The sequence below is a fragment of the Pseudomonas sp. PsB genome, from assembly GCF_043658375.1.
Classification (GTDB): domain Bacteria; phylum Pseudomonadota; class Gammaproteobacteria; order Pseudomonadales; family Pseudomonadaceae; genus Aquipseudomonas; species Aquipseudomonas putida_Z.
Genome location: NZ_JBIGLU010000009.1, coordinates 137,792 through 162,660 on the forward strand (window position 1 = coordinate 137,792; position 24,869 = coordinate 162,660).

Annotated in this window: 35 protein-coding genes; all 35 read right to left on the minus strand. The window is 57.4% G+C overall.

Features of this window, described 5'->3' with window-relative positions; genetic code table 11:
* Positions 1–5: 5 nt before the first annotated feature.
* Positions 6–470: a bacterioferritin gene (gene bfr / locus ACGLHT_RS13995; RefSeq protein WP_003257116.1), complete on the minus strand. Its 465-nt coding sequence runs from the start codon at positions 468–470 to the stop codon at positions 6–8.
* Between the two features lie 163 nt (positions 471–633).
* Positions 634–2,073, minus strand: a complete 1,440-nt coding sequence (locus tag ACGLHT_RS14000; protein WP_274120404.1) for a catalase — start codon at positions 2,071–2,073, stop codon at positions 634–636.
* Positions 2,074–2,245: 172 nt separating this feature from the next.
* Positions 2,246–2,632 (minus strand): 50S ribosomal protein L17, encoded by a 387-nt coding sequence (rplQ, locus tag ACGLHT_RS14005; RefSeq protein WP_003255451.1) that lies wholly within the window; start codon positions 2,630–2,632, stop codon positions 2,246–2,248.
* 42 nt (positions 2,633–2,674) lie between these two features.
* Positions 2,675–3,676: a DNA-directed RNA polymerase subunit alpha gene (locus tag ACGLHT_RS14010; protein WP_003255452.1), complete on the minus strand. Its 1,002-nt coding sequence runs from the start codon at positions 3,674–3,676 to the stop codon at positions 2,675–2,677.
* A gap of 22 nt (positions 3,677–3,698) precedes the next feature.
* Positions 3,699–4,319, minus strand: a complete 621-nt coding sequence (rpsD, locus tag ACGLHT_RS14015) for a 30S ribosomal protein S4 (protein ID WP_003257114.1) — start codon at positions 4,317–4,319, stop codon at positions 3,699–3,701.
* 15 nt (positions 4,320–4,334) lie between these two features.
* Positions 4,335–4,724, minus strand: coding sequence for a 30S ribosomal protein S11 (rpsK, locus tag ACGLHT_RS14020; RefSeq protein WP_003255454.1), 390 nt, complete (start codon positions 4,722–4,724; stop codon positions 4,335–4,337).
* 18 nt (positions 4,725–4,742) lie between these two features.
* Positions 4,743–5,099: a 30S ribosomal protein S13 gene (gene rpsM / locus ACGLHT_RS14025; RefSeq protein ID WP_003257112.1), complete on the minus strand. Its 357-nt coding sequence runs from the start codon at positions 5,097–5,099 to the stop codon at positions 4,743–4,745.
* A gap of 131 nt (positions 5,100–5,230) precedes the next feature.
* Positions 5,231–5,347: a 50S ribosomal protein L36 gene (gene rpmJ / locus ACGLHT_RS14030; protein ID WP_002555468.1), complete on the minus strand. Its 117-nt coding sequence runs from the start codon at positions 5,345–5,347 to the stop codon at positions 5,231–5,233.
* Positions 5,348–5,375: 28 nt separating this feature from the next.
* Complete coding sequence (gene secY, locus ACGLHT_RS14035; RefSeq protein WP_003257108.1) at positions 5,376–6,707, minus strand: preprotein translocase subunit SecY; 1,332 nt, start codon at positions 6,705–6,707, stop codon at positions 5,376–5,378.
* Positions 6,708–7,142, minus strand: a complete 435-nt coding sequence (gene rplO / locus ACGLHT_RS14040; protein WP_003257107.1) for a 50S ribosomal protein L15 — start codon at positions 7,140–7,142, stop codon at positions 6,708–6,710. It lies immediately after the preceding gene.
* 3 nt (positions 7,143–7,145) lie between these two features.
* A complete protein-coding gene (gene rpmD, locus ACGLHT_RS14045; protein WP_003255463.1) occupies positions 7,146–7,322 on the minus strand; it encodes a 50S ribosomal protein L30 in 177 nt (58 codons plus the stop codon).
* A 2-nt stretch (positions 7,323–7,324) separates the two neighbouring features.
* On the minus strand, positions 7,325–7,825 hold the full coding sequence (gene rpsE / locus ACGLHT_RS14050; protein ID WP_003255465.1) for a 30S ribosomal protein S5: 501 nt from the start codon (positions 7,823–7,825) through the stop codon (positions 7,325–7,327).
* 3 nt (positions 7,826–7,828) lie between these two features.
* Positions 7,829–8,179 (minus strand): 50S ribosomal protein L18, encoded by a 351-nt coding sequence (gene rplR, locus ACGLHT_RS14055; RefSeq protein ID WP_009397496.1) that lies wholly within the window; start codon positions 8,177–8,179, stop codon positions 7,829–7,831.
* A gap of 10 nt (positions 8,180–8,189) precedes the next feature.
* Complete coding sequence (gene rplF, locus ACGLHT_RS14060) at positions 8,190–8,723, minus strand: 50S ribosomal protein L6 (protein ID WP_009681972.1); 534 nt, start codon at positions 8,721–8,723, stop codon at positions 8,190–8,192.
* A 12-nt stretch (positions 8,724–8,735) separates the two neighbouring features.
* The gene (rpsH, locus tag ACGLHT_RS14065) at positions 8,736–9,128 is read right to left on the minus strand and encodes a 30S ribosomal protein S8 (RefSeq protein ID WP_009681971.1); all 393 of its coding nucleotides are present in this window, start codon (positions 9,126–9,128) and stop codon (positions 8,736–8,738) included.
* Between the two features lie 209 nt (positions 9,129–9,337).
* Positions 9,338–9,643, minus strand: coding sequence for a 30S ribosomal protein S14 (gene rpsN / locus ACGLHT_RS14070; protein ID WP_013970638.1), 306 nt, complete (start codon positions 9,641–9,643; stop codon positions 9,338–9,340).
* Between the two features lie 13 nt (positions 9,644–9,656).
* A complete protein-coding gene (gene rplE, locus ACGLHT_RS14075; RefSeq protein ID WP_003257095.1) occupies positions 9,657–10,196 on the minus strand; it encodes a 50S ribosomal protein L5 in 540 nt (179 codons plus the stop codon).
* A 20-nt stretch (positions 10,197–10,216) separates the two neighbouring features.
* On the minus strand, positions 10,217–10,531 hold the full coding sequence (gene rplX, locus ACGLHT_RS14080; protein WP_016715319.1) for a 50S ribosomal protein L24: 315 nt from the start codon (positions 10,529–10,531) through the stop codon (positions 10,217–10,219).
* Between the two features lie 11 nt (positions 10,532–10,542).
* The gene (gene rplN / locus ACGLHT_RS14085; protein ID WP_002555479.1) at positions 10,543–10,911 is read right to left on the minus strand and encodes a 50S ribosomal protein L14; all 369 of its coding nucleotides are present in this window, start codon (positions 10,909–10,911) and stop codon (positions 10,543–10,545) included.
* Between the two features lie 23 nt (positions 10,912–10,934).
* Positions 10,935–11,201, minus strand: coding sequence for a 30S ribosomal protein S17 (rpsQ, locus tag ACGLHT_RS14090; protein ID WP_003255478.1), 267 nt, complete (start codon positions 11,199–11,201; stop codon positions 10,935–10,937).
* Positions 11,202–11,203: 2 nt separating this feature from the next.
* The gene (gene rpmC, locus ACGLHT_RS14095; RefSeq protein WP_002555481.1) at positions 11,204–11,395 is read right to left on the minus strand and encodes a 50S ribosomal protein L29; all 192 of its coding nucleotides are present in this window, start codon (positions 11,393–11,395) and stop codon (positions 11,204–11,206) included.
* Entirely contained in the window at positions 11,395–11,808 is a 414-nt protein-coding gene (rplP, locus tag ACGLHT_RS14100; protein ID WP_003255479.1) for a 50S ribosomal protein L16, read from the minus strand. The genes rpmC and rplP overlap by 1 nt, the downstream gene beginning before the upstream one ends.
* Positions 11,809–11,820: 12 nt before the next feature.
* Positions 11,821–12,507, minus strand: coding sequence for a 30S ribosomal protein S3 (rpsC, locus tag ACGLHT_RS14105; protein ID WP_003255481.1), 687 nt, complete (start codon positions 12,505–12,507; stop codon positions 11,821–11,823).
* Positions 12,508–12,520: 13 nt separating this feature from the next.
* Positions 12,521–12,853, minus strand: coding sequence for a 50S ribosomal protein L22 (rplV, locus tag ACGLHT_RS14110; RefSeq protein ID WP_003103908.1), 333 nt, complete (start codon positions 12,851–12,853; stop codon positions 12,521–12,523).
* 11 nt (positions 12,854–12,864) lie between these two features.
* Positions 12,865–13,140 (minus strand): 30S ribosomal protein S19, encoded by a 276-nt coding sequence (gene rpsS, locus ACGLHT_RS14115; protein ID WP_003255482.1) that lies wholly within the window; start codon positions 13,138–13,140, stop codon positions 12,865–12,867.
* Positions 13,141–13,156: 16 nt separating this feature from the next.
* A complete protein-coding gene (gene rplB, locus ACGLHT_RS14120) occupies positions 13,157–13,981 on the minus strand; it encodes a 50S ribosomal protein L2 (protein ID WP_015268750.1) in 825 nt (274 codons plus the stop codon).
* Positions 13,982–13,995: 14 nt separating this feature from the next.
* Positions 13,996–14,295, minus strand: coding sequence for a 50S ribosomal protein L23 (rplW, locus tag ACGLHT_RS14125; protein ID WP_003255484.1), 300 nt, complete (start codon positions 14,293–14,295; stop codon positions 13,996–13,998).
* Complete coding sequence (gene rplD / locus ACGLHT_RS14130) at positions 14,292–14,894, minus strand: 50S ribosomal protein L4 (protein WP_008089819.1); 603 nt, start codon at positions 14,892–14,894, stop codon at positions 14,292–14,294. The genes rplW and rplD overlap by 4 nt, the downstream gene beginning before the upstream one ends.
* A gap of 12 nt (positions 14,895–14,906) precedes the next feature.
* Positions 14,907–15,542: a 50S ribosomal protein L3 gene (rplC, locus tag ACGLHT_RS14135; protein WP_003257089.1), complete on the minus strand. Its 636-nt coding sequence runs from the start codon at positions 15,540–15,542 to the stop codon at positions 14,907–14,909.
* Positions 15,543–15,622: 80 nt separating this feature from the next.
* Positions 15,623–15,934, minus strand: coding sequence for a 30S ribosomal protein S10 (gene rpsJ / locus ACGLHT_RS14140; protein WP_003186070.1), 312 nt, complete (start codon positions 15,932–15,934; stop codon positions 15,623–15,625).
* 141 nt (positions 15,935–16,075) lie between these two features.
* Positions 16,076–17,269 carry an elongation factor Tu gene (gene tuf / locus ACGLHT_RS14145; protein WP_023382632.1) on the minus strand — a complete coding sequence of 398 codons (1,194 nt, stop codon included), beginning with the start codon at positions 17,267–17,269 and terminating at the stop codon, positions 16,076–16,078.
* Positions 17,270–17,296: 27 nt separating this feature from the next.
* The gene (fusA, locus tag ACGLHT_RS14150) at positions 17,297–19,444 is read right to left on the minus strand and encodes an elongation factor G (protein ID WP_061551336.1); all 2,148 of its coding nucleotides are present in this window, start codon (positions 19,442–19,444) and stop codon (positions 17,297–17,299) included.
* 30 nt (positions 19,445–19,474) lie between these two features.
* Positions 19,475–19,945 carry a 30S ribosomal protein S7 gene (gene rpsG, locus ACGLHT_RS14155; protein ID WP_003246741.1) on the minus strand — a complete coding sequence of 157 codons (471 nt, stop codon included), beginning with the start codon at positions 19,943–19,945 and terminating at the stop codon, positions 19,475–19,477.
* Between the two features lie 106 nt (positions 19,946–20,051).
* Positions 20,052–20,423: a 30S ribosomal protein S12 gene (gene rpsL, locus ACGLHT_RS14160; RefSeq protein WP_003255492.1), complete on the minus strand. Its 372-nt coding sequence runs from the start codon at positions 20,421–20,423 to the stop codon at positions 20,052–20,054.
* A 211-nt stretch (positions 20,424–20,634) separates the two neighbouring features.
* Positions 20,635–24,834: a DNA-directed RNA polymerase subunit beta' gene (gene rpoC, locus ACGLHT_RS14165; protein ID WP_063911036.1), complete on the minus strand. Its 4,200-nt coding sequence runs from the start codon at positions 24,832–24,834 to the stop codon at positions 20,635–20,637.
* Between the last annotated feature and the right edge of the window lie 35 nt (positions 24,835–24,869).

The following is a 24,869-nucleotide window of genomic DNA, read 5'->3' on the forward strand; positions in this document are numbered from 1 at the left end:
GGCTTTTACATCTGCGACTGCAGGTAATTCTCGAGGCCAATGGCCTTGATCAGCCCCTGCTGCTTCTCCAGCCAGTAGGTGTGATCTTCTTCGGTATCAGCCAACTGAGCGCGCAGGATGTCGCGGCTGATGTAGTCCTTGTGCAGCTCGCACAGCTCGATGCCTTTGCACAGCGCGCCGCGTACCTTGTACTCGAGCTTGAGGTCAGCCTCGATCATTTCCGGCACGGTGCTACCCACTTCCAGGTCGTCCGCGCGCATGTCAGGGGTGCCTTCGAGCATGAGGATGCGACGCATCAGGGCATCTGCGTGCTGCGTCTCTTCTTCCATTTCGTGGTTGATGCGCTCGTAGAGCTTGGACAGGCCCCAGTCTTCGTACATACGCGAGTGAATGAAGTACTGGTCACGCGCCGCCAGTTCGCCCTTCAGCAGCGTAACGAGGTAGTTGATTACGTCCGGGTGACCTTGCATCGCCCTGCTTCTCCATGTGAAAACGTCTATGCCACATAGTGTGAACCAGCTTTTGCCTGCGGTCACTGAAAACCGCGCAATTAGAAGCAAAAAATCGGTTAAACAGTAGTGATATTCATTGAAAAACCGCCCAAATGAGGGCGGTTCTTCTTATCACTTCGACTTAGGCGAGATTGATGCCCAAGGCCTTGGCAACCCCTTCGCCATAGGCCGGATCGGCCTTGAAGAAGTATTGCAACTGACGCTGGATCACGTCTTCGCTGACGCCTGCCATGGTGCCGGCAATGTTGTTTATCAGCAGGGCTTTCTGCTCATCGTTCATCAGGCGGAACAGCGCGCCGGCGTGGCTGTAGTAGTCGGTGTCTTCGCGGTGGTCGTAACGGTCTGCGGAACCATTCAGGGCCAGCGCAGGCTCGGCGTGGCGTGGCGACTGCTTCGGTGCATCGCTGTAGCTGTTGGGCTCATAGTTCGGCGCGCTGCCGTAACTGCCAGCGGCCATGGAACCATCACGCTGGTAGCTGTTGACCGGGCAGCGTGGTGCATTCACCGGCAGCTGCTGGTGGTTGGTACCCACCCGGTAGCGGTGCGCGTCGGCGTAGGCGAATACCCGCCCTTGCAGCATGCGGTCCGGCGACAGGCCGACACCCGGCACCATGTTGCTCGGGCCAAACGCAGCCTGCTCGACCTCGGCAAAGTAGTTGAGCGGGTTGCGGTTGAGCTCCAGCACGCCCACTTCAATCAGCGGGTAGTCCTTCTGCGACCAGGTCTTGGTCACGTCGAAGGGGTTTTCGTCGCGGCTGGCAGCCTCGGCTTCGCTCATCACCTGGATGCATACGGACCAGCGTGGGTAATCGCCCCGCTCGATGGCTTCGAACAGGTCGCGCTGGGCGTAGTCCGGGTCAGTACCTGCCAGGCGCGCGGCATCTGCCGGTGCGAGGTTCTTGATACCTTGCTGGGTCTTGAAATGCCATTTGACCCAGGTGCGTTCACCCTTGGCATTGATCAGGCTGTAGGTATGGCTACCGAAACCGTGCATGTGGCGGTAGCCGTCCGGAATGCCGCGATCGGAGAACAGAATGGTGACCTGATGCAGCGCCTCGGGAGAGTGCGACCAGAAGTCCCACATCATCTGAGCGTTCTTCAGGTTGGATTGCGGGTGACGCTTCTGGGTGTGGATAAAGTCGGGGAACTTCAGTGGGTCGCGGATGAAGAACACCGGCGTGTTGTTGCCGACGATGTCCCAGTTGCCTTCCTCGGTGTAGAACTTGACGGCAAAACCACGGGGGTCGCGCTCGGTATCGGCGGAGCCACGCTCGCCACCAACGGTGGAGAAGCGCAGGAAAGTTTCGGTCTGCTTGCCAACCTGTTCAAACAACTTGGCACTGGTGTATTCAGTGATATCGCGGGTGACGGTAAAGGTGCCGTAGGCGCCCGAGCCTTTTGCGTGTACGCGGCGCTCAGGAATGTTCTCGCGGTTGAAGTGGGCGAGCTTCTCGATCAGGTGGAAGTCGTCGAGCAGCAGCGGGCCGCGCGGGCCGGCGGAACGGGAATTCTGGTTGTCTGCTACAGGTGCACCGCTGGCGGTGGTGAGAATCTTGCTCATGGGCTCTCCTTATCGGTCTTCAAGCGCCGGCTAATCGGCTCTGGAGAGAGTATTGACGAGCAAGGTTACAAGAACAAATGCATTACATGACTTGCATCAATAGAAATAAACAATAGATATTGAAACAAAAAACCGGGCACTAGGCCCGGTTCTTTGTAGCAGACAGAACGTCTTACTCAGCAGCTTCTACAGCACCGCCGACCGGACGATCAACCAGCTCGACGTACGCCATAGGAGCGTTGTCGCCAGCGCGGAAACCGCACTTCAGGATGCGCAGGTAGCCGCCCTGACGGGTGGCGTAACGCTTGCCCAGGTCGTTGAACAGCTTGCCAACAGCGGACTTCGAACGGGTACGATCGAAGGCCAGACGGCGGTTAGCTACGCTGTCTTCCTTGGCCAGGGTGATCAGCGGCTCGGCAACGCGGCGCAGTTCCTTGGCTTTCGGCAGGGTGGTTTTGATCAGCTCGTGCTCGATCAGCGACACTGCCATGTTCTGGAACATAGCCTTGCGGTGAGAGCTGGTACGGCTCAGGTGACGTCCACTTTTACGATGACGCATGATTCATTCCTTACCAAACACTACGTTCGGTGATTACGACGATCAGGCGGTCGCCTTGTCGTCTTTCTTAAGACTTGCAGGCGGCCAGTTGTCGAGGCGCATGCCGAGAGACAGACCACGAGAGGCCAGGACGTCCTTGATTTCAGTCAGGGACTTCTTGCCCAGGTTAGGAGTCTTCAACAGCTCTACTTCGGTACGCTGAATCAGGTCGCCGATGTAGTAGATGTTCTCCGCCTTGAGGCAGTTGGCCGAACGTACAGTCAGTTCCAGGTCGTCAACCGGACGCAGCAGGATCGGATCGATCTCGTCTTCCTGCTCGACTACGACAGGCTCGCTGTCACCTTTGAGGTCGACGAACGCGGCCAGCTGCTGTTGCAGGATGGTCGCAGCGCGGCGGATAGCCTCTTCAGGATCCAGGGTGCCGTTGGTTTCCAGATCAATGACCAGCTTGTCCAGGTTGGTACGCTGTTCAACACGGGCGTTCTCGACCACATAGGCGATACGACGCACCGGGCTGAACGAAGCGTCCAACTGCAGACGGCCAATGCTACGGCTTTCGTCTTCGTCGGTTTGACGGGAGTCGGCCGGCTCGTAACCACGACCACGAGCTACAGTGAGCTTCATGTTCAGGGCGCCGTTCGACGCCAGGTTCGCGATTACGTGATCGGGGTTGACGATCTCGACATCGTGATCCAGCTGAATATCGGCAGCGGTAACCACCCCCGAACCCTTTTTCGACAAGGTCAGCGTAACTTCGTCACGACCGTGCAGTTTGATAGCCAGGCCTTTCAGGTTCAACAGGATTTCAATGACGTCTTCCTGAACACCTTCGATCGCGGAGTACTCGTGGAGTACGCCGTCGATCTCGGCCTCGACTACTGCACAGCCAGGCATGGAGGACAACAGGATGCGGCGCAGCGCGTTGCCCAGGGTATGGCCGAAACCACGCTCGAGAGGCTCGAGCGTAATCTTGGCGCGGGTCGGACTGACTACCTGCACATCAATGTGGCGGGGAGTCAGGAACTCATTTACCGAAATCTGCATGGATGCACCTATTTTCTAGCCCTTACTTGGAGTAGAGCTCGACAATCAGGTTCTCGTTGATGTCGGCAGACAGGTCGCTGCGAGCAGGAACGTTCTTGAAAACGCCCGACTTTTTAGCAGCATCCACGTCAACCCACTCAACGCGGCCACGCTGGGCGCACAGTTCAAGGGCTTGAACAATGCGCAGCTGGTTCAGCGACTTCTCGCGAACCGCGACCACGTCACCCGGACGAACTTGGTAGGATGGAATGTTTACAGTCTTACCGTTGACGCTGATCGCTTTGTGCGAAACCAGCTGACGGGACTCGGAACGAGTCGAGCCGAAGCCCATACGGTAGACGACGTTATCCAGACGGCACTCGAGCAGTTGCAGCAGGTTTTCACCGGTTGCGCCTTTTTTCGAGGCTGCAGCCTGGTAGTAACCGCGGAACTGACGCTCCAGAACACCGTAGATACGACGAACTTTTTGCTTCTCGCGCAGCTGGGTACCGTAGTCGGACTGACGGCCACGGCGCTGGCCGTGGATACCTGGGGCTGCTTCGATGTTGCACTTCGATTCCAGAGCGCGAACGCCGCTCTTCAGGAACAGGTCAGTGCCTTCACGACGAGACAGTTTGCATTTTGGACCAATGTAACGTGCCATTTATCTGTCTCCTGATTACACGCGACGCTTCTTCGGCGGACGGCACCCGTTGTGCGGGATTGGCGTCACGTCGGTGATGCTGGCGATCTTGTAGCCGCAGCTGTTCAGTGCACGAACGGCGGACTCACGACCTGGACCTGGACCCTTGACGTTTACGTCGAGGTTCTTCAGACCGTATTCCAGCGCAGCTTGACCAGCACGCTCAGCAGCGATCTGGGCTGCGAACGGGGTGGATTTGCGCGAACCACGGAAACCCGAACCACCGGAGGTCGCCCAGGACAAAGCGTTGCCCTGACGGTCGGTGATGGTCACGATGGTGTTGTTGAAAGAGGCATGGATGTGGGCGATGCCATCAACCACTGTCTTTTTGACTTTCTTACGAGGACGAGCAGCAGGTTTTGCCATGTCTATATTCCTGGGCGATTACTTGCGGATCGGCTTACGCGGGCCCTTACGGGTGCGTGCGTTGGTCTTGGTGCGCTGACCGCGAACCGGCAGACCTTTACGATGACGCAGGCCGCGGTAGCAACCCAGGTCCATCAAGCGCTTGATCTTCATGTTGATGTCACGACGCAGGTCACCTTCGGTGGTGAACTTCGCGACTTCGCCACGCAGGGTTTCGATTTGCTCGTCGCTCAGATCCTTGATCTTAGCGGCTGGGTTTACACCAGCGTCTGCACAGATCTTCTGCGCAGTAGTGCGACCGACACCATAGATGTAGGTCAGCGAGATAACAGCATGCTTGTTATCTGGAATGTTGACGCCTGCAATACGGGCCATTCAGTGGGACTCCAATTGACAGCTACCTACGCCCCGGAAGCCAAGAAATAGGGCGCGAGATAATATCGCTGTAGAAACGAATAATCAACCCAGCAGCACACTAGCTGCTGGGTTTGAAGCGCAGATCACACTCAGCCTTGGCGCTGTTTGTGACGCGGTTCCGCGCTGCAGATCACTCGTACGACGCCTTCGCGACGGATGATCTTGCAGTTACGGCACAGCTTTTTCACCGATGCACGAACTTTCATTACCGACTCCTCGAACCTTAGGGGCGTATCAGCGCAGCAGACCGCTGCCACCGTAGCCTTTCAGGTTGGCTTTCTTCATCAGGGATTCGTACTGGTGCGAAACGAGGTGCGATTGTACTTGGGACATGAAGTCCATCACAACCACTACCACAATCAGCAACGAGGTCCCGCCAAGGTAGAACGGCACATTTGCTGCCACCACCAGGAACTGGGGCAGAAGGCAGACGGCCATCATGTAAAGAGCACCGAACATGGTCAGACGGGTCAGAACGCCATCAATGTAGCGTGCCGACTGCTCACCAGGACGGATACCCGGAATAAAGGCACCGGACTTCTTCAGGTTTTCCGCTACGTCTTTCGGGTTGAACATCAGCGCTGTGTAGAAGAAGCAGAAGAAAATGATCCCTGCACTAAACAGCAGAATGTTCAACGGCTGACCAGGAGCGATCGACTGCGAGATGTCCTGCAGCCAGCCCATACCTTCGGACTGACCGAACCAGGCACCCAGCGAAGCCGGGAACAGCAGAATGCTGCTCGCGAAAATGGCCGGGATAACCCCCGCCATGTTCACCTTCAGCGGCAAGTGGCTGGTCTGCGCAGCGAAGACCTTGCGGCCCTGCTGACGCTTGGCGTAGTGAACGGCGATACGACGCTGACCACGCTCAATGAACACCACGAAGCCGATAATCGCTACTGCCAGCAAACCGATAGCGACCAGGGCGAAAATGTTGATATCGCCTGTGCGTGCAGACTCGAAAGACTGCCCGATTGCTCTCGGAAGACCGGCAACGATACCCGCGAAGATCAACATCGAGATACCGTTGCCCACACCGCGCTCGGTGATCTGCTCGCCCAGCCACATCATGAACATCGCGCCCGCCACGAAGGTGGAGACGGCGACGACATGGAAGCCCAGGCCTACAGAAAACGCCACGCCCTGGTTGGCCAGGCCAATGGACATGCCAATGGCTTGAACCAGTGCCAGGATAACGGTGCCGTAGCGGGTGTACTGGCTGATCTTGCGACGGCCAGCTTCACCTTCCTTCTTCAACTGCTCCAGTTGCGGGCTGACCGCCGTCATCAGCTGCATGATGATCGATGCCGAGATGTACGGCATGATCCCCAGTGCAAAGATGCTCATGCGCTCGAGCGCGCCACCGGAAAACATGTTGAACAAGCTAAGAATGGTCCCCTCATTCTGCCGAAACAGATCCGCCAGACGGTCTGGATTGATGCCAGGAACCGGGATATGCGCACCTATCCGATAGACGATGATCGCCATGAACAGAAAGCGCAGACGAGCCCAGAGTTCCGACATCCCGCCCTTACCGAGCGAAGAGAGAGCACCTTGCTTAGCCATTTATTCCTCGAACTTGCCGCCAGCTGCTTCGATAGCCGCACGCGCACCCTTGGTGGCTGCGATACCCTTGATGGTGACTGCGCGAGTGACTTCGCCAGACAGCATGATTTTCACGCGCTGTACGTTCTGGCCGATCACATTGGCATCCTTCAGGGATTGCACGGAGATCACGTCGCCTTCCACCTTGGCCAGCTCGGACAGACGCACTTCGGCGCGGTCCATGGCTTTCAGGGAAACGAAGCCGAACTTCGGCAGACGACGGTGCAGCGGCTGTTGACCGCCTTCGAAGCCAGGAGCGATCGAACCACCCGAACGGGAAGTCTGACCTTTGTGGCCACGGCCGCCGGTCTTACCCAGACCGCTACCGATACCACGACCTGGACGATGCTTCTCGCGACGGGAACCCGGCGCTGGACTCAGATCATTGAGTTTCATCGATTAACCCTCGACCTTCAGCATGTAGTAAGCCTTGTTGATCATCCCGCGGTTTTCGGGAGTATCCTGGACTTCTACAGTGTGACCGATGCGACGCAGACCCAGGCCCTTAACGCACAGCTTGTGGTTAGGCAGACGGCCCGAGACGCTCTTGATCAGCGTTACTTTTACGGTTGCCATGATCAGAAGATCTCCTCGACGCTCTTGCCGCGCTTGGCAGCAATGGATTCAGGAGATTGCATGGCTTTCAGACCCTTGAAGGTGGCGTAAACCACGTTCACTGGGTTGGTCGAACCGTAGCACTTGGCCAGAACGTTCTGAACACCAGCAACTTCCAGGACAGCACGCATTGCGCCACCGGCGATGATACCGGTACCTTCGGAGGCAGGCTGCATGTAAACCTTCGAGGCGCCGTGGGCAGCCTTGGTGGCGTACTGCAGGGTGGTGCCCTTCAGGTCAACCTGGATCATGTTGCGGCGAGCAGCTTCCATGGCTTTCTGGATCGCGGCAGGTACTTCGCGCGACTTGCCACGGCCGAAGCCAACACGACCTTTACCATCACCTACCACGGTCAGCGCGGTGAAGGTGAAGATACGGCCGCCTTTTACGGTTTTGGCAACGCGGTTAACTTGAACCAGCTTCTCGATGTAGCCTTCGTCGCGCTTTTGATCGTTATTTGCCATAACTTAGAACTCCAGCCCGCCTTCACGAGCAGCATCAGCCAGCGCTTTGACGCGGCCATGGTACTTGAAGCCGGAACGGTCAAAGGCAACTTGAGATACACCGGCGGCTTTCGCACGCTCAGCTACCAGCTTGCCAACCTTAGTGGCCGCGTCGATGTTGCCAGTGGCGCCATCACGCAGTTCTTTGTCCAAGGTCGAGGCGCTTGCCAGAACCTTGCTGCCGTCGGCCGAAATGACCTGGGCGTAGATGTGCTGCGAGGAGCGGAACACGCACAGGCGCACGACTTCGAGTTCGTGCATCTTGAGACGTGCTTTGCGAGCGCGACGCAGTCGAGTAACTTTTTTGTCGGTCATTTGCTAGGCCCTACTTCTTCTTGGCTTCTTTACGACGGACTACTTCGTCCGCGTAACGCACACCCTTGCCTTTGTAAGGCTCTGGCGGACGGAAGTCGCGGATTTCAGCGGCCACCTGACCCACCAGCTGCTTGTCGATACCCTTGATCAGGATGTCGGTCTGGCTTGGGGTTTCAGCGGTGATACCTGCTGGCAGTTCGTAGTCCACTGGGTGCGAGAAGCCCAGGGCCAGGTTCAGGACGGTGCCCTTGGCCTGTGCCTTGTAACCAACACCGACCAGCTGGAGCTTGCGCTCGAAGCCTTGGCTTACGCCCTGGACCATGTTGTTCACCAGAGCGCGGGTGGTACCGGCCATGGCGCGAGCTTGCTGGTCACCGTTGCGAGCGACGAAACGCAGCTCGCCAGACTCTTCGGTAACTTCAACAGACGAGTGAACGTTCAGTTCGAGAGTGCCTTTGGCACCCTTCACCGAAAGCTGCTGGCCGGCGAATTTGACTTCGACGCCTGCTGGCAGCTTAACGGGGTTCTTAGCGACGCGAGACATGCCTATCTCCCCTTAGAACACTGTGCACAGAACTTCGCCGCCGACACCGGCAGCGCGTGCAGCGCGATCAGTCATCACACCTTTGTTGGTGGAGACGATAGACACGCCCAGACCGCCACGTACTTTCGGCAGTTCTGCGACGGACTTGTACTGGCGCAGGCCTGGACGGCTGGAGCGCTTCAGTTCCTCGATGACCGGACGGCCTTCGAAGTACTTCAGTTCGATCGACAGGGAAGGCTTGGCCTCACCAGTTACCTGGTAGCCGGCGATGTAACCTTCGTCTTTCAGAACTTTGGCAACCGCGACCTTCAGGGTGGAGGAAGGCATGCTTACGACGGACTTTTCAGCCATCTGGGCATTACGGATGCGAGTTAGCATGTCCGCTAACGGGTCCTGCATACTCATGGGCTAGATGCTCCTGATACAAGAATTATTAGCCTTGCGGCTATCACAACCACCCGAGCGGACAGGGCAAAAAACCCAGGCTCAGGTGAGCCGGTCATTCTAGACACAAGGTAGAAACGAAACAAGCCCCATATAGGGGCTTGTTTGTTGGCGAGGTCACCGGCGGTCGGAAGATTGCTCCCCTTCCGCCGGGATCCAGCCTGCAGCGATTACCAGGAGGCCTTGACCAGACCTGGTACGTCACCGCGCATTGCAGCTTGACGCAGCATGTTACGGCCCAGGCCGAACTTACGGTATACACCGTGAGGACGACCGGTCAGGCGGCAACGGTTGCGCAGACGCGAAGCGGAGGCATCACGTGGCTGCTTCTGCAGGGCGACAACGGCAGCGAAACGCTCTTCAGGAGAGGCGTTCAGGTTGACGATGGTCGCTTTCAGCTCGGCACGCTTTTTGGCGTACTTGGCTACCGTGAGCTGACGCTTCAGCTCGCGGTTTTTCATGCTCTTCTTGGCCATTTTCCTACTCCAATCAGTTGCGGAACGGGAACTTGAAAGCACGCAGCAGAGCGCGGCCTTCGTCGTCCGAACGAGCAGTGGTGGTCAGGGTGATGTCCAAACCGCGCAGAGCATCGATCTTGTCGTAGTCGATTTCCGGGAAGATGATCTGCTCTTTCACGCCCATGCTGTAGTTGCCACGGCCATCGAAGGACTTGGCATTCAGGCCGCGGAAGTCGCGAACCCGAGGCAGGGAGATCGCCAGCAGGCGGTCCAGGAATTCGTACATTTTGTCGCGACGCAGGGTCACCTTGACACCGATCGGCCAGCCTTCACGGACTTTGAAGCCCGCGATGGATTTACGAGCGAAAGTCACGACCGGCTTTTGACCGGTGATCTTTTCCAGGTCGGCAACAGCGTGCTCGATGACTTTCTTGTCGCCGATCGCTTCGCCCAGACCCATGTTCAGGGTGATCTTGGTAACGCGCGGAACTTCCATCACGTTCGACAGCTTAAGTTCTTCCTTAAGCTTAGGAGCGATTTCGTTCCGGTAAATCTCTTTCAGTCGTGCCATGGTCTTCTACCTAGCAGTGTTCAAGCATCAACCGCTTTTTGGGTCGACTTGAAGACACGAATTTTTTTACCGTCTTCTACTTTGAAACCAACGCGGTCAGCCTTGTTGGTTTCGCCGTTGAAGATGGCAACGTTGGAAGCGTGCAGAGGCGCTTCTTTTTCGACGATACCGCCCTGTACGCCCGCCATCGGGTTAGGCTTGGTATGACGCTTGACCAGGTTCACACCACCAACGACCAGACGGTCATCAGCCAGAACCTTCAGCACCTTACCGCGCTTACCTTTGTCTTTGCCGGCGATCACGATGATCTCGTCGTCACGACGAATCTTTTGCATGTCGGATCTCCTTACAGCACTTCAGGGGCGAGCGAGACGATCTTCATGAACTTCTCAGTACGAAGTTCACGGGTCACTGGCCCGAAGATGCGAGTGCCGATCGGCTCTTGCTTGTTGTTCAGCAGAACAGCAGCGTTGCCGTCGAAACGAATGATGGAACCGTCAGCGCGACGAACACCGTGACGGGTGCGCACTACAACAGCGGTCATCACTTGGCCTTTCTTGACCTTACCGCGCGGAATTGCTTCCTTGACGGTTACCTTGATGATGTCACCGATGCCGGCGTAACGGCGGTGCGAACCGCCGAGCACCTTGATGCACATGACGCGACGAGCGCCGCTGTTATCGGCCACATCGAGCATGGATTGAGTCTGAATCATAAAATTTCTCCGACCCCTAGCCCTTAGACTTCAACAGCGCGTTCGAGGACTTCAACCAGTGCCCAGGACTTGGTCTTGGCCAGCGGACGGGTTTCACGGATGGAAACCTTGTCGCCGATCTTGCACTGGTTGGCTTCGTCGTGCGCGTGCAGCTTAGTCGAACGCTTAACGTATTTACCGTAGATCGGGTGCTTTACACGACGCTCGATCAGAACGGTGATGGTCTTGTCCATTTTGTCGCTGACGACACGGCCAGTCAGCGTACGGACGGTTTTTTCAGCTTCAGCCATGATCACTTACCTGCCTGCTGGTTGAGCACAGTTTTCACGCGAGCGATGTCACGCTTAACTTGCGAGAGCAGGTGCGACTGCCCCAACTGGCCAGTTGCTTTCTGCATACGCAGATTGAACTGGTCGCGCAGCAAGCCGAGCAGTTGCTCATTCAGTTGCTGTGCCGATTTTTCACGAAGTTCATTCGCTTTCATCACATCACCGTCCGCTTAACAAAGGAGGTGGCGAGAGGCAGCTTTGCAGCAGCCAGGGCGAAAGCTTCGCGCGCCAGCTCTTCAGAAACACCCTCGATTTCATACAGGACTTTGCCTGGCTGAATCTGGGCAACCCAGTATTCCACGGAACCCTTACCTTTACCCATACGAACCTCGAGAGGCTTCTTGGAGATCGGCTTGTCCGGGAACACACGGATCCAGATCTTACCGCCACGTTTTACGTGACGGGTCAGCGCACGACGTGCGGACTCGATCTGGCGAGCGGTGAGGCGACCGCGAGCAACAGCTTTCAGGGCGAATTCGCCGAAGCTGACTTTGCTACCGCGCAGTGCCAGACCACGGTTGTGGCCAGTCATCTGCTTGCGGAATTTTGTACGCTTTGGTTGCAACATTTGGCGTACCCCTTACTTAGCAGCTTTTTTACGAGGCGCTGGTGCTTGTGGTTTCAGTTCTTCTTGGCGACCACCAATAACTTCGCCTTTGAAGATCCAAACCTTCACACCGATCACACCGTAAGTGGTGTGAGCTTCGTAGGTGTTGTAGTCGATATCGGCACGCAGGGTGTGCAGAGGCACACGACCTTCGCGATACCACTCGGTACGAGCAATCTCAGCACCGCCGAGACGACCGCTCACCTGGATCTTGATGCCCTTGGCACCAATACGCATGGCGTTCTGTACGGCGCGCTTCATGGCGCGACGGAACATTACGCGGCGTTCCAGCTGCTGAGCTACGCTCTGCGCAACCAGCATAGCGTCGAGTTCCGGCTTGCGGATCTCTTCGATGTTGATGTGCACAGGCACACCCATCTGCTTGGTCAGGTCCTGACGCAGCTTCTCGACATCTTCACCTTTCTTACCGATAACGATACCGGGACGAGCGGTGTGGATGGTGATGCGTGCAGTTTGAGCCGGACGATGAATATCGATACGGCTTACGGACGCGCTTTTTAGTTTGTCCTGGAGGTACTCACGCGTTTTCAGATCCTTCAACAGGTAATCTGCGTAAGTAGCACCGTCTGCGTACCAGACGGAGGTGTGCTCCTTGACGATTCCCAGGCGAATGCCAGTGGGATGTACTTTCTGACCCATCTGATCGACTCCGTTACTTGTCCGCAACCTTGACAGTGATATGGCAAGACCGCTTGACGATGCGATCAGCACGGCCTTTGGCACGTGGCATGATGCGCTTCAGCGAACGCCCTTCGTTGACGAAGACGGTGGAGACCTTCAGGTCATCAACGTCTGCGCCTTCGTTGTGTTCGGCGTTGGCAACGGCCGACTCGAGGACTTTCTTCATGATTTCAGCGGCTTTTTTGCTGCTGAAGGCCAACAGGTTGAGCGCTTCGCCCACCTTCTTCCCGCGGATCTGGTCGGCGACCAAGCGGGCTTTCTGGGCGGAGATGCGAGCGCCCGACAACTTAGCGGCTACTTCCATTTCCTTACCCCTTAACGCTTGGCTTTCTTGTCAGCCACGTGCCCGCGATAGGTGCGGGTACCGGCGAACTCGCCCAGTTTGTGGCCGACCATGTCTTCGTTCACCAGAACTGGGACATGTTGACGACCGTTGTGTACCGCGATGGTCAGACCGACCATTTGTGGCAGGATCATCGAACGGCGCGACCAGGTTTTAACTGGCTTGCGATCGTTCTTCTCCACCGCCACTTCGACCTTCTTCAGCAGGTGAAGATCGATAAAAGGACCTTTTTTCAGAGAACGTGGCACTGTCGTATCCCTCTAGTTACTTGCGACGACGGACGATCATGTTGTCGGTACGCTTATTACCACGGGTCTTCGCACCCTTGGTTGGGAAGCCCCATGGCGATACCGGATGACGACCACCGGAGGTACGACCTTCACCACCACCATGTGGGTGGTCAACCGGGTTCATGGCAACACCACGAACGGTTGGGCGAACGCCGCGCCAGCGTTTGGCACCAGCTTTACCCAGCGAACGCAGGCTGTGCTCGGAGTTCGAGACTTCGCCCAGGGTCGCACGGCACTCAGCCAGTACTTTACGCATCTCACCGGAACGCAGACGCAGAGTCACGTAGACGCCTTCACGAGCGATCAGCTGAGCCGAAGCACCAGCGGAACGAGCGATCTGAGCACCTTTACCCGGCTTCAGTTCGATGCCGTGAATGGTGCTACCTACTGGGATGTTGCGCAGCTGCAGGGAGTTACCGGCCTTGATTGGGGCCAGGGCACCTGCGATCAGCTGGTCGCCAGCGCTCACGCCTTTAGGGGCGATGATGTAGCGACGCTCACCGTCTGCGTAGCACAGCAGGGCGATGTGAGCAGTACGGTTCGGGTCGTATTCGATACGCTCGACAGTGGCTGGGATGCCATCTTTGTCGTTGCGACGGAAGTCGACCAGACGGTAATGCTGCTTATGACCACCACCAACGTGACGAGTGGTGATGCGGCCATTGTTGTTACGACCACCAGACTTCGATTTCTTCTCGATCAGCGGTGCGTGAGGAGCGCCTTTGTGCAGCTCCTGGTTGACCACCTTGACCACGAAACGGCGGCCAGGGGAAGTCGGTTTGCATTTAACGATTGCCATGATGCACCCCTTCCTTACTCAGCACTGCTGCTGAAATCGAGATCTTGGCCTGGCTGAAGGGAGACGATCGCCTTCTTCCAGTCATTACGCTTGCCCAGACCACGTGCGGTACGCTTGGTTTTACCCAGAACGTTAACAGTCGACACGTTTTCAACTTTTACGTTGAACAGGCCTTCGACAGCTTTCTTGATTTCCAGCTTGGTTGCATCGGTAGCAACCTTGAATACGAACTGGCCTTTTTTCTCAGCCAGAACGGTAGCCTTCTCGGAAACGTGCGGGCCAAGGAGGACTTTGAATACGCGTTCCTGGTTCATCCCAGCAGCTCCTCGAATTTCTTCACGGCCGAGACAGTGATCAACACTTTCTCGTATGCGATCAGACTGACCGGGTCGGAACCTTGTACGTCACGTACGTCGACGTGCGGCAGGTTGCGAGCAGCCAGGTACAGGTTCTGATCAACAGCGTCGGAAACGATCAGTACGTCGTTCAGACCCATGCCGTTCAGCTTGTTCAGCAGATCTTTGGTTTTCGGTGCTTCAACAGCGAAGTCCTGAACCACGACCAGACGGTCGCTACGCACCAGCTCAGCGAGGATGGAGCGCAGGGCTGCGCGATACATCTTCTTGTTGAGCTTCTGCGAGTGATCTTGAGGGCGAGCTGCGAAGGTTACACCACCGCCACGCCAGATCGGACCACGAGTGGTACCAGCACGAGCACGGCCAGTACCCTTCTGACGCCATGGGCGCTTACCGCCACCAGCCACGTCGGAACGGGTCTTCTGCTGCTTGGTGCCCTGACGGCCGCCGGCCATGTAGGCCACGACTGCTTGGTGTACCAGCGTCTCGTTGAATTCGCCACCGAAAGTCAGTTCGGAAACTTCGATCGCCTGAGCGTCATTTACATTGAGTTGCATGTCAGTTTCCCCTTAACCGCGAGCCTTGACAGCTGGACGTACAACCACGTCGCCGCCAGTAGCGCCTGGAACGGCACCCTTGACCAGCAGCAGGTTGCGCTCAGCGTCTACGCGAACTACTTCCAGGGACTGAACAGTCACGCGCTCGGCGCCCATGTGACCGGACATTTTCTTGCCCTTGAACACACGACCAGGAGTCTGGCACTGGCCGATGGAACCTGGGACACGGTGCGACACGGAGTTACCGTGGGTGTTGTCCTGGCCACGGAAGTTCCAGCGCTTGATGGTACCGGCGAAGCCTTTACCTTTGGACTGACCAGTAACGTCTACCAGCTGGCCTGCAGTGAAGAGTTCAGCTTTGATCAGATCGCCAGCCTGGAAATCGCCTTCTTCAAGACGGAACTCCCAGACACCGCGACCAGCGGCAACGTTGGCCTTGGCGAAGTGACCTGCCTGAGCGGCAGTCACACGCGAAGCACGACGCTCGCCGACAGTGACTTGCACTGCACGGTAGCCATCGGTTTCTTCAGTTTTGAACTGGGTGACGCGATTCGGCTCGATCTCGATGACCGTGACCGGAATGGAGACACCTTCTTCGGTGAAAATGCGGGTCATACCGCACTTGCGACCGATTACACCAATAGTCATGTTGTAAACCTCATGAGTGTACGGGGCTTTCACCCGCTATGGCCGCCCATTTCAGAGCGTTACACGACCAGACCGAAGTCTTAGCCGAGGCTGATCTGTACTTCCACACCTGCCGCCAGATCAAGCTTCATCAGCGCATCAACGGTTTTATCCGTTGGCTGGACGATGTCCAGAACGCGCTTATGAGTGCGGATCTCGTACTGGTCACGCGCGTCTTTGTTGACGTGCGGGGAAACCAGAACGGTGAAACGCTCTTTGCGGGTAGGCAGTGGAATTGGACCACGCACTTGTGCACCAGTACGTTTCGCGGTTTCCACGATTTCCTGGGTGGATTGGTCGATCAGGCGATGGTCGAAAGCCTTCAACCTGATACGGATTTGCTGATTTTGCATTGGATTTCAGACTCCAGGCTGTTCCCAACGGACGCACTACGCCCGCTAAAAGGAGGCGTGATTCTATAGACGCCCCCATTTAGTGTCAACCCAATAAAAAAAACCCCCGCTGAGCGGGGGTTTTTTCAATCGGTCGAGTGATTACTCGATGATTTTGGCTACGACGCCGGCGCCGACGGTACGACCGCCTTCACGGATAGCGAAGCGCAGACCGTCTTCCATTGCGATGGTCTTGATCAGGGTAACAGTCATCTGAATGTTGTCACCTGGCATTACCATTTCAACGCCTTCCGGCAGTTCGCAGTTACCGGTCACGTCAGTGGTACGGAAGTAGAACTGAGGACGGTAGCCTTTGAAGAACGGAGTGTGACGACCGCCTTCTTCCTTCGACAGAACGTAGACTTCTGCGGTGAACTTGGTGTGCGGCTTGACCGAACCTGGCTTGACCAGAACCTGGCCACGCTCAACGTCGTCACGCTTGGTACCACGCAGCAGAACGCCGCAGTTCTCGCCAGCACGGCCTTCGTCCAGCAGCTTGCGGAACATTTCGACACCGGTGCAGGTGGTGGTCGAAGTTTCACGCAGACCAACGATTTCCAGCGGATCCTGAACGCGGACGATACCACGCTCGATACGACCGGTAACAACGGTACCACGACCCGAGATCGAGAATACGTCTTCGATCGGCATCAGGAACGGCTGGTCAACGGCACGAACTGGCTCAGGGATGTAGGCATCCAGAGTTTCTACCAGCTTCTTGACAGCGGTAGTACCCATTTCGTTGTCGTCTTTGCCTTCCAGGGCCATACGAGCCGAACCGATGATGATCGGGGTGTCGTCGCCTGGGAAGTCGTAGGTGGACAGCAGGTCGCGAACTTCCATCTCGACCAGTTCCAGCAGCTCAGCGTCGTCTACCAGGTCAGCCTTGTTCAGGAAGACCACGATGTAAGGAACGCCTACCTGACGGGACAGCAGGATGTGCTCACGGGTTTGTGGCATCGGACCATCGGCGGCCGAGCAAACCAGGATCGCGCCGTCCATCTGGGCAGCACCGGTGATCATGTTCTTCACGTAGTCAGCGTGACCTGGGCAGTCAACGTGAGCGTAGTGACGAATGTTCGAGTTGTACTCGACGTGAGCGGTGTTGATGGTGATACCGCGCGCTTTTTCTTCCGGAGCCGAGTCGATCTTGTCGAACTCAACGACTGCCGAACCGAAAACTTCGGAGCAGACGCGAGTCAGAGCTGCGGTCAGAGTGGTCTTACCGTGGTCAACGTGGCCGATGGTGCCGACGTTAACGTGGGGAAGGGAACGATCAAATTTTTCTTTAGCCACGACAGTGAACCTCTTGCCTAAAGGGGATTAGCCTTGTTTTTTAACGAGTGCTTCGACGATGTTCGACGGAGCTTCGGCGTATTTGGAGAATTCCATGGAGTAGCTTGCGCGACCCTGAGACATGGAACGAACGTCGGTTGCGTAACCGAACATCTCTCCGAGCGGAACTTCAGCGCGGACGACACGGCCAGAGACCGACTCATCCATACCCTGGACCAGACCACGACGACGGTTCAGGTCACCCATCACGTCACCCAGGTAGTCTTCCGGGGTTACAACTTCGACCTTCATGATCGGCTCGAGAACCACGCCACCGCCCTTCTGGGCCAGTTGCTTGGTTGCCATCGAAGCGGCGATCTTGAACGCCATTTCGTTGGAGTCGACGTCGTGGTACGAACCATCGAATACCGCGGCCTTCAGGCCGATCAGAGGATAACCGGCAACAACGCCGTTTTTCATCTGCTCTTCGATACCCTTCTGGATCGCAGGGATGTATTCCTTAGGAATTACACCACCAACGACTTCGTTGGAGAACACCAGACCTTCGGTGATGTTGCCCTTGTCGTCCTGCTCTGGCTCCGAGAAACGGATCCAGCAGTGACCGAACTGACCACGACCGCCCGACTGGCGAACGAACTTGCCTTCGATCTCGACACCGGACTTGGTGATCTTCTCGCGGTACGAAACCTGCGGCTTGCCGATGTTGGCCTCAACGTTGAATTCACGCTTCATGCGGTCAACGATGATGTCCAGGTGCAGCTCACCCATACCGGAGATGATGGTCTGGCCAGTCTCTTCGTCGGTCTTGACGCGGAACGACGGGTCTTCCTGAGCCAGTTTGCCCAGAGCGATACCCATCTTTTCCTGGTCCTGCTTGGTCTTCGGCTCGACAGACAGCGAAATCACTGGCTCCGGGAAGTCCATGCGCTCAAGGATGATTGGCTTGTCAGCGTCGCACAGGGTTTCACCAGTGGTAACGTCCTTCATGCCGATCAGGGCCGCGATGTCGCCAGCGCGCACTTCCTTGATCTCTTCACGCTGGTTGGCGTGCATCTGCACCATACGACCAACGCGCTCTTTCTTGCCTTTGACCGAGTTGATGACCGAGTCACCAGAGGTCAGAACGCCCGAGTAAACGCGAACGAAGGTCAGGGTACCTACGAACGGGTCGGTAGCGATCTTGAACGCCAAGGCCGAGAACGGCTCTGCGTCGTCAGCGTGACGCTCGTCCTGCTGCGCTTCGGTGATTTCATCCTTCGGCACTTCGGCCAGATCAGGGTGGATACCCTTGATCGCAGGAATCTCGGTCGGAGCAGGCAGGAAGTCGATAACGGCGTCGAGAACCAGGGGAACGCCCTTGTTCTTGAACGACGAACCGCAGACAGCCGGAACGATCTCGCTGGCCAGGGTACGCGCGCGCAGACCGGCCTTGATGTCTTCGACGGACAGGTCACCTTCTTCAAGGTACTTGTTCATCAGCTCTTCGTTGGCTTCGGCGGCAGCTTCAACCATGTTGTTGCGCCATTCGTTAGCCAGGTCGACCATATCCGCAGGAATTTCTTCCTCGCGGTAGGTGGTGCCCTTGTCGTCTTCGTTCCAGTAGATGGCTTTCATCTTGATCAGGTCAACCTGACCCTGGAAGTCGTCTTCTGCACCGATAGCCAGCTGGACCGGAACAGGGGTGTGACCCAGGCGGTTCTTGATCTGGCCGACAACGCGCAGGAAGTTGGCACCAGCACGGTCCATCTTGTTCACGTAAACAACACGTGGAACGCCGTACTTGTTAGCCTGACGCCATACGGTTTCGGACTGCGGCTCAACGCCGGAGGTACCGCAGAACACAACGACCGCGCCGTCGAGTACACGCAGCGAACGCTCTACTTCAATGGTGAAGTCAACGTGGCCGGGGGTATCGATGACGTTTACGCGGTAGTTGTCATACTGACCACGGGAACCTTTCCAGAAGGTGGTAACGGCAGCGGAGGTAATGGTGATACCGCGCTCCTGCTCCTGCACCATCCAGTCGGTGGTCGCGGCGCCGTCGTGCACCTCGCCCATCTTGTGGCTCAGACCTGTGTAGAACAGGATCCGCTCGGTAGTGGTAGTCTTGCCCGCGTCAACGTGGGCGCAGATACCGATGTTACGGTAGCGGTTAATTGCTGTAGTACGAGCCATAAAGCCCTCGCAAAATGATTGATGCTTGAATTAGAAGCGGTAGTGCGAGAACGCTTTGTTGGCCTCGGCCATACGGTGCACGTCTTCACGCTTCTTGACTGCAGCACCCTTGCCTTCAGCAGCATCCAGCAGCTCGCCGGCCAGGCGCAGAGCCATCGACTTCTCGCCGCGCTTGCGGGCGTAGTCTACGAGCCAGCGCATTGCCAGAGCGTTACGACGGGATGGACGAACTTCAACCGGAACCTGGTAAGTGGCACCGCCGACACGACGGGACTTAACTTCGACCAGCGGAGCGATGGCGTCGAGAGCTTTCTCGAAGATTTCCAGGGGGTCGCTGTTCTTGCGTGCTTTGACGGTATCCAGGGCACCGTAAACGATGCGCTCGGCTACAGCCTTCTTGCCGCTTTCCATCACGTGGTTCATGAACTTGGCGAGAATCTGGGATCCGTACTTCGGATCGTCAAGGATCTCACGTTTTGCTGCTACACGACGTCTTGGCATGATAAGCCCTCAAACGGTCTTCAGGTTAGCCCGGGACCAGGTCTTTCGACCCCTGCCCGACCTTACTCTTATCGACTCAAATAAATGGATGTCTGCAAACGACCGATTACTTCGGACGCTTGGTACCGTACTTCGAACGACCCTGGTTACGGCCTTTAACGCCCGAAGTATCCAGAGAGCCGCGAACGGTGTGGTAACGAACACCTGGCAAGTCTTTTACACGGCCGCCACGGATCAGGACGACGCTGTGCTCTTGCAGGTTGTGGCCTTCACCACCGATGTACGAGGAAACCTCGAAGCCGTTGGTCAGACGCACACGGCATACTTTACGCAGTGCCGAGTTAGGTTTTTTCGGCGTAGTGGTGTACACGCGGGTGCACACGCCACGACGCTGCGGGCAGTTCTGCAGCGCAGGAACGTCGGACTTCTCGACCGAACGCTTACGCGGCTGACGTACCAGCTGGTTGATAGTTGCCATCTACTAGCTCCACTGATTGTCTTGCGACTCTATTGTCTTGCAAGAAAGCCAAAAATTGGCGAGACGGAGCCTCACCAAATTTAAGGGTACAAAAGTCTAAAGAGGATCTTGCACCCAGTCAAGACGAGGCCCCGGCCCTCCCCGTCCGATCATCGGCAACATTTCATGTCGTCGATGACCGTTCGAGGCTTGCCGGGGCCCTGCCCTGTACTTAGTTACCGCTGGAATTCAGCGCTTCGGTCAGTGCGGCTTCCACCTCACTGGCGCTCACACGCAGCGGTTTGTCGGCATCACGGCGACGCTTGCGCTCGCTGTGGTAGGCCAGACCAGTACCGGCCGGGATCAGACGACCCACGACCACGTTCTCTTTCAGGCCGCGCAGGTAGTCGCGCTTGCCGGTTACCGCCGCTTCGGTCAGTACGCGGGTGGTTTCCTGGAAGGAAGCCGCGGAGATGAACGACTCGGTCGACAGCGACGCCTTGGTGATACCCAGCAGCACGCGGGTGAACTTGGAGACGAACTTGTCCTCGGCGGCGAGACGCTCGTTCTCTACCAGTACCTGGGTCAGTTCCATCTGGTCGCCCTTGATGAAGCTGGAATCGCCCGACTCGGAGATCTCGACCTTGCGCAGCATCTGACGCAGGATGGTCTCGATGTGCTTGTCGTTGATCTTAACGCCTTGCAGACGGTAAACGTCCTGGATCTCGTTGACGATGTACTTCGCCAGCGCGCTCACACCCAGCAGACGCAGGATGTCGTGCGGATCGCTCGGGCCGTCGGAGATAACTTCGCCGCGGTTTACCTGTTCGCCTTCGAAGACGTTCAGGTGGCGCCACTTCGGAATCAGCTCTTCGTACGGATCGCTACCGTCGGTCGGGGTGATGACCAGACGACGCTTGCCCTTGGTCTCCTTACCGAACGCGATGGTGCCGCTGACTTCAGCCAGAATCGAGGCTTCTTTCGGACGGCGCGCTTCGAACAGGTCGGCAACGCGCGGCAGACCACCGGTGATGTCACGGGTCTTCGACGTTTCTTGCGGGATACGCGCGATAACGTCACCAACACCGATCTGGGCACCGTCAGCCACACCGACGAGGGCGTTGGCCGGCAGGAAGTACTGGGCAGGTACGTCGGTACCTGGCAGGTACAGGTCCTTGCCAGAAGCGTCGACCATCTTGATCGCCGGACGGATTTCCTTACCAGCGGCAGGGCGATCCTTGACGTCCAGAACTTCAATGTTGGTCAAACCGGTCAATTCGTCGGTCTGACGCTTGATGGTAATGCCTTCTTCCATGCCCACGAAGGTCACGGTACCTTTCAGTTCGGTAACGATCGGGTGGGTGTGCGGGTCCCACTTGGCGACGATGGCGCCAGCTTCGACCTTGTCACCTTCCTTGACCGAAATCACCGCACCGTAAGGCAGCTTGTAGCGCTCACGCTCACGACCGAACTCGTCGGCAATGGCCAACTCGCCCGAACGCGATACGGCAACAAGGTTGCCATCAGCACGCTCTACCTGCTTCAGGTTGTGCAGACGCACCATACCGCCGTTCTTCACCTGGACGCTGTCGGCAGCCGAGGTACGGCTCGCAGCACCACCGATGTGGAACGTACGCATGGTCAGCTGGGTACCCGGCTCACCGATCGACTGGGCAGCGATAACGCCGACAGCTTCACCGATGTTCACCTGGTGACCGCGAGCCAGGTCACGACCGTAGCACTTGGCGCAGATGCCGTAGCGGGTTTCGCAGTTGATCGGCGAACGCACGACCACTTCGTCGATGCTGTTCAGCTCGATGAACTCGACCCACTTCTCGTCAACCAGGGTACCGGCCGGAACGATGACGTCCTCGGTGCCTGGCTTGAACACGTCACGGGCGATGACACGACCCAGTACACGCTCACCCAGCGGCTCTACAACGTCGCCGCCTTCGATGTGCGGGGTCATCAGCAGGCCCTGGTCGGTGCCGCAGTCGATCTCGGTAACCACCAGATCCTGGGCAACGTCTACCAGACGACGAGTCAGGTAACCGGAGTTCGCAGTCTTCAGTGCGGTATCCGCCAGACCCTTACGAGCACCGTGGGTCGAAATGAAGTACTGCAGAACGCTCAGACCTTCACGGAAGTTCGCGGTGATCGGCGTCTCGATGATGGAGCCGTCCGGCTTGGCCATCAGGCCACGCATACCGGCCAGCTGACGGATCTGGGCTGCCGAACCACGCGCACCAGAGTCAGCCATCATGTACATCGAGTTGAAGGACTCTTGCTCGACTTCCTTGCCTTCGCGGTCGATGACCTTCTCTTTCGAGAGGTTGGCCATCATCGCCTTGGACACTTCGTCGTTCGCCTTCGACCACAAGTCGATGACCTTGTTGTACTTCTCGCCCTGGGTTACCAGGCCGGAGGCGTACTGGCTCTCGATTTCCTTCACTTCGTCGGTAGCGGTACCGATGATGCGGGCTTTCTCGTCCGGGATAACGAAGTCGTTAACACCGATGGAAACGCCGGAAATGGTCGAGTAAGCGAAACCGGTGTACATCAGCTGGTCAGCGAAGATAACGGTCTCTTTCAGACCAACCACGCGGTAGCACTGGTTGATCAGCTTGGAGATCGCCTTCTTCTTCATCGGCTGGTTGACCACGTCGTACGGCAGGCCTGCCGGTACAACCTGGAACAGCAGCGCACGGCCGACGGTGGTGTCGACGATGCGGGTGTTCTTGACCACGGAACCGTCACGCTCTTTCACGGTTTCGTTGATACGAACCTTGATTTTCGCGTGCAGGGCAGCCTCGCCGGCGCGGAATACGCGGTCGACTTCCTGCAGGTCGGCGAACACGCGACCTTCGCCCTTGGCGTTGATGGCCTCACGGGTCATGTAGTACAGACCCAGTACCACGTCCTGCGACGGAACGATGATTGGCTCACCGTTGGCTGGCGACAGGATGTTGTTGGTCGACATCATCAGCGCGCGCGCTTCGAGCTGGGCTTCCAGGGTCAGCGGCACGTGAACGGCCATCTGGTCACCGTCGAAGTCGGCGTTGTACGCGGCGCAGACCAGCGGGTGCAGCTGGATAGCCTTACCTTCGATCAGAACCGGTTCAAATGCCTGGATACCCAGACGGTGCAGGGTCGGTGCACGGTTGAGCAGCACGGGGTGTTCGCGGATCACCTCGGCGAGTACGTCCCACACCTCTGGCAGCTCGCGCTCGACCATCTTTTTGGCAGCCTTGATGGTGGTCGCCAGACCACGCATTTCCAGCTTGCCGAAAATGAACGGCTTGAACAGCTCGAGGGCCATCTTCTTCGGCAGACCGCACTGGTGCAGACGCAGGGTCGGGCCTACGGTAATTACCGAACGGCCAGAGTAGTCCACACGCTTACCGAGCAGGTTCTGACGGAAGCGACCTTGCTTACCTTTGATCATGTCGGCCAGGGACTTCAGCGGACGCTTGTTCGAGCCAGTGATGGCGCGACCGCGACGGCCGTTGTCCAGCAGGGCGTCGACCGCTTCCTGCAGCATGCGCTTTTCGTTGCGCACGATGATGTCCGGCGCCGACAAATCCAGCAGGCGCTTCAGACGGTTGTTACGGTTGATCACCCGACGATACAGGTCGTTCAGGTCGGAGGTCGCGAAGCGGCCGCCATCCAGCGGTACCAGCGGACGCAGGTCCGGCGGCAGCACTGGCAGGACGGTCAGGACCATCCACTCAGGCAGGTTGCCCGAACCCTGGAACGCTTCCATCAGCTTCAGGCGCTTGGACAGCTTCTTGATCTTGGTTTCCGAGTTGGTCTGCGGAATCTCTTCGCGCAGGCGACCGATCTCGTGCTCCAGGTCGATAGCGTGCAGCAGCTCGCGGACAGCCTCGGCACCCATGCGGGCGTCGAAGTCATCACCGAACTCTTCCAGCGCTTCGAAGTACTGCTCGTCGTTCAGCAGCTGGCCTTTTTCCAGGGTGGTCATGCCCGGGTCGATAACGACGTAGCTCTCGAAGTAGAGCACGCGCTCGATGTCACGCAGGGTCATGTCCATCAGCAGGCCGATACGGGACGGCAGCGACTTCAGGAACCAGATGTGGGCAACCGGCGAGGCCAGTTCGATGTGCGCCATGCGCTCACGACGAACTTTTGCCAGGGCAACTTCAACGCCGCACTTCTCGCAGATCACGCCGCGGTGCTTGAGGCGCTTGTACTTGCCGCACAGGCACTCGTAGTCCTTGACTGGGCCAAAGATCTTGGCGCAGAACAGGCCGTCACGCTCAGGCTTGAACGTACGGTAGTTGATGGTTTCCGGCTTCTTAACTTCACCGAACGACCACGAACGGATCATTTCAGGCGACGCCAGACCGATGCGGATGGCGTCGAACTCTTCGACTTGACCCTGGTTTTTCAGCAAATTCAGTAGGTCTTTCAAGGCCTTTCCTCCTGGCGGAGCAGGGAGCGGGCATT

What these genes read in the sequence shown, in the direction of transcription:
- rpmC (WP_002555481.1), bottom strand. Translation starts at nt 11,395, where the DNA reads ATGAAAGCGAATGAACTTCGTGAAAAATCGGCACAGCAACTGAATGAG.
- rplD (WP_008089819.1), bottom strand. Translation starts at nt 14,894, where the DNA reads ATGCAACTCAATGTAAATGACGCTCAGGCGATCGAAGTTTCCGAACTG.
- rpsN (WP_013970638.1), bottom strand. Translation starts at nt 9,643, where the DNA reads ATGGCCAAGAAGAGCATGAAAAACCGCGAGCTGAAGCGTCAGCTCACG.
- rplC (WP_003257089.1), bottom strand. Translation starts at nt 15,542, where the DNA reads ATGACTATTGGTGTAATCGGTCGCAAGTGCGGTATGACCCGCATTTTC.
- rplN (WP_002555479.1), bottom strand. Translation starts at nt 10,911, where the DNA reads ATGATTCAGACTCAATCCATGCTCGATGTGGCCGATAACAGCGGCGCT.
- secY (WP_003257108.1), bottom strand. Translation starts at nt 6,707, where the DNA reads ATGGCTAAGCAAGGTGCTCTCTCTTCGCTCGGTAAGGGCGGGATGTCG.
- rpsD (WP_003257114.1), bottom strand. Translation starts at nt 4,319, where the DNA reads ATGGCACGTTACATTGGTCCAAAATGCAAACTGTCTCGTCGTGAAGGC.
- rpsC (WP_003255481.1), bottom strand. Translation starts at nt 12,507, where the DNA reads ATGGGTCAGAAAGTACATCCCACTGGCATTCGCCTGGGAATCGTCAAG.
- rpsM (WP_003257112.1), bottom strand. Translation starts at nt 5,099, where the DNA reads ATGGCCCGTATTGCAGGCGTCAACATTCCAGATAACAAGCATGCTGTT.
- rpsH (WP_009681971.1), bottom strand. Translation starts at nt 9,128, where the DNA reads ATGAGTATGCAGGACCCGTTAGCGGACATGCTAACTCGCATCCGTAAT.
- rpsJ (WP_003186070.1), bottom strand. Translation starts at nt 15,934, where the DNA reads ATGCAAAATCAGCAAATCCGTATCAGGTTGAAGGCTTTCGACCATCGC.
- ACGLHT_RS14000 (WP_274120404.1), bottom strand. Translation starts at nt 2,073, where the DNA reads ATGAGCAAGATTCTCACCACCGCCAGCGGTGCACCTGTAGCAGACAAC.
- rplB (WP_015268750.1), bottom strand. Translation starts at nt 13,981, where the DNA reads ATGGCAATCGTTAAATGCAAACCGACTTCCCCTGGCCGCCGTTTCGTG.
- ACGLHT_RS14010 (WP_003255452.1), bottom strand. Translation starts at nt 3,676, where the DNA reads ATGCAGATTTCGGTAAATGAGTTCCTGACTCCCCGCCACATTGATGTG.
- rplO (WP_003257107.1), bottom strand. Translation starts at nt 7,142, where the DNA reads ATGAAACTCAATGATCTGAGTCCAGCGCCGGGTTCCCGTCGCGAGAAG.
- rplE (WP_003257095.1), bottom strand. Translation starts at nt 10,196, where the DNA reads ATGGCACGACTGAAAGAGATTTACCGGAACGAAATCGCTCCTAAGCTT.
- rpmD (WP_003255463.1), bottom strand. Translation starts at nt 7,322, where the DNA reads ATGGCAACCGTAAAAGTAACGCTGATCAAGAGCGTCTCGGGCCGTCTG.
- rplR (WP_009397496.1), bottom strand. Translation starts at nt 8,179, where the DNA reads ATGACCGACAAAAAAGTTACTCGACTGCGTCGCGCTCGCAAAGCACGT.
- rpsG (WP_003246741.1), bottom strand. Translation starts at nt 19,945, where the DNA reads ATGCCAAGACGTCGTGTAGCAGCAAAACGTGAGATCCTTGACGATCCG.
- rpsQ (WP_003255478.1), bottom strand. Translation starts at nt 11,201, where the DNA reads ATGGCTGAAGCTGAAAAAACCGTCCGTACGCTGACTGGCCGTGTCGTC.
- fusA (WP_061551336.1), bottom strand. Translation starts at nt 19,444, where the DNA reads ATGGCTCGTACTACAGCAATTAACCGCTACCGTAACATCGGTATCTGC.
- rplW (WP_003255484.1), bottom strand. Translation starts at nt 14,295, where the DNA reads ATGAACCAGGAACGCGTATTCAAAGTCCTCCTTGGCCCGCACGTTTCC.
- bfr (WP_003257116.1), bottom strand. Translation starts at nt 470, where the DNA reads ATGCAAGGTCACCCGGACGTAATCAACTACCTCGTTACGCTGCTGAAG.
- rplF (WP_009681972.1), bottom strand. Translation starts at nt 8,723, where the DNA reads ATGTCTCGCGTCGCTAAGAACCCCGTTAAGCTGCCAGCAGGCGTCGAA.
- rpsK (WP_003255454.1), bottom strand. Translation starts at nt 4,724, where the DNA reads ATGGCAAAACCTGCTGCTCGTCCTCGTAAGAAAGTCAAAAAGACAGTG.
- rplV (WP_003103908.1), bottom strand. Translation starts at nt 12,853, where the DNA reads ATGGAAGTAGCCGCTAAGTTGTCGGGCGCTCGCATCTCCGCCCAGAAA.
- rplX (WP_016715319.1), bottom strand. Translation starts at nt 10,531, where the DNA reads ATGCAAAAGATTCGTCGTGACGACGAGATCATCGTGATCGCCGGCAAA.
- rplP (WP_003255479.1), bottom strand. Translation starts at nt 11,808, where the DNA reads ATGTTGCAACCAAAGCGTACAAAATTCCGCAAGCAGATGACTGGCCAC.
- rpsL (WP_003255492.1), bottom strand. Translation starts at nt 20,423, where the DNA reads ATGGCAACTATCAACCAGCTGGTACGTCAGCCGCGTAAGCGTTCGGTC.
- rplQ (WP_003255451.1), bottom strand. Translation starts at nt 2,632, where the DNA reads ATGCGTCATCGTAAAAGTGGACGTCACCTGAGCCGTACCAGCTCTCAC.
- rpmJ (WP_002555468.1), bottom strand. Translation starts at nt 5,347, where the DNA reads ATGAAAGTTCGTGCATCGGTGAAAAAGCTGTGCCGTAACTGCAAGATC.
- rpsE (WP_003255465.1), bottom strand. Translation starts at nt 7,825, where the DNA reads ATGGCAAATAACGATCAAAAGCGCGACGAAGGCTACATCGAGAAGCTG.